We start from the raw sequence: 4,297 nt of genomic DNA on the forward strand, positions 1-4,297 counted from the left end.
GGATGGACATGCCCTCAAGCATGGTGTTCAGCCCGCCAGCCAGCGCCGTGCAGTCAGCGTCCAGGGGAAGCTGACCTTCCTTGACGGCACGCTCAAGTCGCGTGGCGAAGGCGAGCTTTCCTTCCAGGCGCAGAGCATCGATCGCGGACCGCACCTCTACCGATTCCTCAGAGACGTTGGTGGCTGCCAACGCGACCAGGCAGCCGCAAGGCGCCTGCGGGGAGAGCAGGATGTGTGCGGCCTCGTCAAAGAACTCGGCAATGCCCAGATGGATCTCCTGGCAGGTCTCCAAGCGCTGCCACGTCGCATCCCAATAGCGCGCCTCGTAGAAATCGACGGCTTCAAGGAACAGCTTCGCCTTGTTCCCGAATGCCGAGTAGAGGCTAGGGGGATTGATGCCCATAACCGCACACAGATCAGCCACCGAGGCCAATTCGTAGCCCCGGCGCCAAAACACATCCAGCGCCTGATTCAGCGCCTGATCTCGATCGAAGGCACGCGGACGGCCCTTTGTACGCGGGGGGAGGGCGGGAGATTTTTCACCGTTCATCGGGTGCTTCACCTGAGGGTCAATGGCCCACTTGACATCATCTGTAGCGGCCACTATACAATATCGCCATTGTGTAGTGGTCACTAACATATTGATGCAGGTGGTCCGTAGGGGCTGATCTACCGCCCCCCGCCAGCGCATAGGAATCGATAGGTGATTGAGTCTGTTTCCAACGAAGTGAGCCAGATAGTCGACGGGCTGCGCGGCCAAGGGCTTGTCGGTGCGGTCGCGTTTGGGCTGGTCTTCGTCCTGGCCGCGGCCGCACTGGTACCGGCTTCGCCGCTGACGGCGATCGCCGGCTATCTGTACGGACCGATCTGGGGGGCATTTTTGATCTCACCGGCAGGCATCGCATCGGCCGCGCTTGCCTTCTTGATCGGTCGGCACCTCGCTCGCCCTTGGGTGCGTCGGCGCCTGCACCGGAGTAGGCAGCTCAGCGCTGTAGATAAGGCGGTGGCAGGCCAAGGGCTCCGGCTGGTCCTCTTGCTGCGGCTTGCTTTGATCGTGCCCTTTGCGCCGCTGAGCTACGCCTTGGGCGCAAGTCGTGTCTCCAGCAAGGATTTCCTCTGGGCCTCTTGGCTGGGCCTTCTGCCCGGAACGTTCCTCTACGCCTACCTCGGCTCCCTTGCATCCAACGTGGAGCAAATCCTCCGGGGACGAGCGGGTCCGCCCTCCGAAATGCAGTGGCTGACCTGGCTGGGATTCGGCGCCGCGCTTGTGGCGATCGTTGTCGTGGCAGGTCTGGCGCGCCACGCAATCAGTAAATCAATCGAAGAAGAGATGAATGATGAGCAAGCTGTTTGAGCCCCTGACCCTACGCGGGGTAACGCTGCGAAACCGACTGGCACTGAGTCCAATGTGCCAATACACCGCAAAAGACGGCTTCGCCAATGACTATCACACCGTCCACTATGGTCGGTTTGCCCTCGGCGGCTTTGGCCTGGTGATGCTTGAGGCCACCGCTGTGCTGCCGGAAGGCCGCATCACCCATGGCGACCTGGGTATCTGGAGCGACGATCATGTGGAGGGCCTGAAGCGGATTGCAGATTTCGCCAAGTCCCACGGTGCTGTGTCGGGTATTCAGATAGGCCACGCCGGTCCCAAGGCCAGCATGCAGCGCGCCTTCCAGGGGAACGGCCCCATGGACGAAGGCGATGCGGCGCGTGGGGAGTATCCCTGGCCCGTTGTCTCACCCACCGATCGTCCGGTTGCTGATGGCTGGCTGACGCCCACGCCGCTGGATGCCAATGGAATCCAGCGGGTGAAGGACAGCTTCGTCAGTGCAGCCAAGCGCGCTGTAGAGGCAGGCTTCGAGGTGCTGGAGCTGCACTACGCACACGGCTTCCTGGTCAACGCGTTCATGTCTCCGCTCACCAACGATCGCAATGATTCGTACGGCGGATCCTATGAGAACCGGACGCGGCTTCCACTGGAGATCGCGCGCGAGGTCCGCGAGGTATGGCCGTCAGACAAACCCCTGTTTGTCCGGCTCTCGGCCGTGGACGGAAGTCGCCAGGGCTGGACCATTGAAGACAGCGTCGAGCTGGGCAAGCAGCTCAAGCATCTGGGCGTGGATGTCATTGACTGTTCTTCCGGCGGCTTCGGTATCTTCGAGTATCCCAACGGGTACGGCTTCCAGGCGCCATTCTCCGAGCGTATCCGTCACGACGCGGGCATGGAAACCATGGCCGTCGGCCTGATCGTTGACTGGCATCAAGCTGAAGATCTAATCGTCTCTGGACAAGCCGACATCGTCGCCATCGGGCGCGAAGCGCTGCGTAATCCCAGCTTCGCTCATCACGCGAAAAGGGCGTTGGGAGCAGTCGATCCGGAGCTTCCCTATTCCCACTGGCATGTCCAGGCGGGCTGGTGGCTCAACGGCCGAGAGGCCCGGCTTCGCCAGCTGGGACCGCGACAACCCGACGCGCAGACAGCAGCGGCCTGATCGCTTCATAGAAGTACCTCGGGCCGTAGTGGCCCTCACCCATCCCCATCGCATCCATCCAGGAGAAAGCAATGAGCAAGCCCACCTATGTGCAGGAATACCAGGCCATCGTCGAGGTGCTGAACAAGTACAACGAGGGTGGTAAGCAGGCCAAGAGCAGCGTCATGAAGCCCGCCTTCAGTGAGCAAGCCACCATCTTTGGCGTCGATGTCGAAAGCAAGCTGGTCGGTGGACCCATCCAGGGTCTGTTCGACACGATTGACACGGCCTTCCGGCCGTCGCCGGAAGCGCAGGGCGTGATCGTCAACATCGACATCGTCGGCACGGCTGCAAGTGCCCGCATCGATACCAATGACATCTCCGGCTTCTGCTTCACCGATTTCTTCAACCTGCTGAAGGTTGAAGGTCAATGGACTGTGGTCAGCAAGATCTACCACACCCACGTCGCTCCCTAATCACACCCGGCGCCACGAAGAACATCGTGGCGCCATCCACTCAAGTGCTTCGCACCGAAACATTGGAGAAGATCATGAGCAAGAACATCAAGGCTGTACCGACCAGCGAATACAACGCCGTCATCGCGGTCGCCCAGAAGTACGTTGACGGACTGCGTATTGGCAGCACTGAAGCGGTTGCCGAGGCATTCCACAAGAACGCAGTGATGTACGGCTTCACCAATGGCGAACTGCTGGGTGGGCCGATCTCCAACCTGTACGCCTTCGTTGAGAAGAATGGTCGGGCGCCCGACATCACCACTCGCTTGGACGTGCTTGCGATTACGCCAACCACTGCAGTTGTGCGCGTAGACATGGAGAAAGACGCTATCGGCGCTGACTACAACGACTATCTGACCCTGATCCGTATGGATGGGCAATGGCAGGTCATTGCAAAGGTCTATCACCAGTTCGAAGCCTGATTCGGCTCTACAGGGTTGATCTGCGCATTGCCCACTACCAGATGACGGAAGACGAAAATGACACGAGCATTCATTATCGGCGGCGCGGGAAAGGTCGGGCGTCGCCTGGCCCGCCAGCTAAGCACGCGTGGGCACGAGGTACTTTCACTGATCCGACATGTGGAGCAGGCAGCTGACTTGGAGCGGTTGGGCGCCAAGGCGGTACTGGGGAGTCTTACCGAGCTGAACGTCGCAGCCCTTTCTAAAATGATGGCGGGCAGCGATGTTGTGGTGTTCACTGCGGGGGCCGGTGGTCAAGGCGGGGCGGAGATGACCAACGCCATTGATGGCCGAGGGCTGGAGCTTGCGGTTGCCGCAGCCAAGCAGGCCGGCGTGATGCGCTTCATCCTCGTCTCCGCATTTCCGGAATCGTTCCGCGGCAAGGACGTATCGGAGACGTTCGAGAACTACATGGCGGTCAAAAAACTGGCTGACGTCCACCTTGCTGAGAGCGCACTGGACTGGGTAATCCTTCGCCCTGGCACGCTGCTTGACTCGCCGGGAACCGGCAAAGTCCGCACTGGCTTGGCTATCCCGTACGGGGATGTCAGTCGTGACGACGTTGCAGCGACGCTGCTGGAAATTATCGAGAACCCTTCGGTGTCGCGCATCATCATCGAGCTCACCCAGGGTTCGACACCCGTGGCCGAATCCGTCCGTCGTCTTGCCAACGAACGAACGGGCACGAACGCTCTGGGGGCGTGATGCGCCTGCTGTTGCTCGGCGCCACCGGGCACGTCGGCCGGCATGTGCTGCAGCAGGCACTGTCCGATCCCCGCATTGGACGTGTCGTCGCGCCCGTCAGGCGCGCCATTCCCCCACAAGTTGATCGCGCCAACTATCACCA

6 protein-coding genes are annotated in these 4,297 nt (G+C 60.8%); 5 read left to right on the forward strand and 1 reads right to left on the reverse strand.

Annotated elements, in window-relative coordinates:
- Nucleotides 1-550: TetR/AcrR family transcriptional regulator (locus AB4Y84_RS14605; RefSeq protein WP_442250342.1), on the reverse strand; the 550-nt coding region annotated here is incomplete at its 3' end.
- Nucleotides 551-703: 153 nt separating this feature from the next.
- Between AB4Y84_RS14605 and AB4Y84_RS14610 the strand changes: the two genes are divergently transcribed.
- From AB4Y84_RS14610 to AB4Y84_RS14630, 5 genes are all read left to right on the forward strand, one after another.
- Nucleotides 704-1,354, forward strand: a complete 651-nt coding sequence (locus tag AB4Y84_RS14610) for a TVP38/TMEM64 family protein (RefSeq protein WP_442243575.1) — start codon at nucleotides 704-706, stop codon at nucleotides 1,352-1,354.
- Nucleotides 1,338-2,495, forward strand: a complete 1,158-nt coding sequence (locus AB4Y84_RS14615) for an NADH:flavin oxidoreductase/NADH oxidase (RefSeq protein ID WP_442243574.1) — start codon at nucleotides 1,338-1,340, stop codon at nucleotides 2,493-2,495. The genes AB4Y84_RS14610 and AB4Y84_RS14615 overlap by 17 nt, the downstream gene beginning before the upstream one ends.
- Nucleotides 2,496-2,566: 71 nt before the next feature.
- Nucleotides 2,567-2,950, forward strand: a complete 384-nt coding sequence (locus AB4Y84_RS14620) for a nuclear transport factor 2 family protein (protein WP_442243573.1) — start codon at nucleotides 2,567-2,569, stop codon at nucleotides 2,948-2,950.
- Between the two features lie 74 nt (nucleotides 2,951-3,024).
- On the forward strand, nucleotides 3,025-3,411 hold the full coding sequence (locus tag AB4Y84_RS14625; protein WP_442243572.1) for a nuclear transport factor 2 family protein: 387 nt from the start codon (nucleotides 3,025-3,027) through the stop codon (nucleotides 3,409-3,411).
- Between the two features lie 57 nt (nucleotides 3,412-3,468).
- On the forward strand, nucleotides 3,469-4,155 hold the full coding sequence (locus AB4Y84_RS14630; RefSeq protein ID WP_442243571.1) for an NAD(P)-binding oxidoreductase: 687 nt from the start codon (nucleotides 3,469-3,471) through the stop codon (nucleotides 4,153-4,155).
- Nucleotides 4,156-4,297 lie beyond the last annotated feature (142 nt).

This window comes from Stenotrophomonas sp. 2YAF22 (genome assembly GCF_052114665.1).
GTDB classification, from domain to species: Bacteria; Pseudomonadota; Gammaproteobacteria; order Xanthomonadales; family Xanthomonadaceae; genus Stenotrophomonas; species Stenotrophomonas indicatrix.